Source organism: Streptomyces sp. CO7, from assembly GCF_053474865.1.
The window spans coordinates 226,507-227,774 of sequence record NZ_JBRIOU010000005.1; the positions used below are offsets into that span (position 1 = coordinate 226,507).

Annotated in this window: 1 protein-coding gene; it reads left to right on the plus strand. The window is 76.3% G+C overall.

Annotated elements, in window-relative coordinates:
- Positions 1 to 93: 93 nt before the first annotated feature.
- Entirely contained in the window at positions 94 to 1,191 is a 1,098-nt protein-coding gene (locus ACOV8S_RS19485) for an LLM class flavin-dependent oxidoreductase (protein WP_448319460.1), read from the plus strand.
- The last annotated feature ends 77 nt before the right edge of the window (positions 1,192 to 1,268 follow it).

Below are 1,268 nucleotides of genomic sequence, written 5' to 3' on the forward strand. Positions count from 1 at the left end.
GGGGGGGGGGGGGGGGTGGGGGGACGGCCGCGCGGGCCGCCGCGTTGTCGCCGGACGCACGGTAAGCGGTGAAGAGGGAGTACGACGGTGACAGTGACGGACCGGACCGACGACGACATCCGCGGCACGGCGCACGGCGGCGCCGCCGTCCCCCTCTCGGTCCTCGACCTGGTCACCGTGGGCGCGGGGTACACCGCGAGCGACGCGCTGGCCACCTCGGTGCGGATCGCGCAGCTCGCGGAGTCCCGCGGGTTCCACCGGTACTGGGTGGCCGAGCACCACTCCATGCCGGGCGTGGCCTCCAGCTCGCCGGCCGTGATCCTCGCCTACCTCGCCGCGCAGACCGGACGGATCCGGCTGGGCTCGGGCGGTGTGATGCTGCCCAACCACGCCCCGCTGGTGATCGCCGAGCAGTTCGGCACGCTGGAGGCGATGGCCCCGGGCCGTGTCGACCTCGGCCTCGGCCGCGCCCCCGGCACCGACGGCGCCACCGCGGCGGCGCTGCGGCGCACGGACCGGCTGAACGAGGGCGCCGACGACTTCCCGCAGCAGCTGGCCGAGCTGCTGCGCTTCCTGGACGACGACTTCCCCGACGGGCACCCGTACGCGCGGATCCACGCCGTGCCGGGGCCGGTGCAGGGGTCGGCGGCGGGGGGCGTGCAGTCGGCGCACCGGCCGCCGGTGTGGCTGCTCGGGTCCTCCGGCTTCTCCGCGCAGCTCGCGGGGGCGCTGGGGCTGCCGTTCGCCTTCGCCCACCACTTCTCGGCGCGGAACACGATCCCGGCGCTGGACCTGTACCGGGAGTCGTTCCGGCCCTCGGCGGTCCTCGACGCGCCGTACGCGCTGATCGGCGTGGCGGCGCTGGCCGCGGACGAGGAGGGCGAGGCGCGCCGCCAGGTGCGGGCCGCCGCCCTGAACATGCTGCGGCTGCGCACCGGGCGGCCCGGCCTTGTCCCCACGCCGGAGGAGGCGGAGGCCCACCCGTGGACGGCGGCGGAGACGGAGTTCGTGGACTCCTGGAACGCGAACGTCGTGCACGGCACGGGTGAGCAGGTGCGGGCCGGGCTGGACGCGCTCCGTGAGCGGACCGGGGCGGACGAGCTGATGCTCACGGCCAACGCCCACGGCCCCGATGTCCGCCTCCGCTCCTACGAACTCATCGCCGACGCCTACCACCTCCCCACCACCTGACCCGCACGGGGCCCCGCGGTGCCTCCCGGCGTCACCACCCTGCGGCGGCTCCGGGAGTGGGGGCCAAAGGTGGGGGT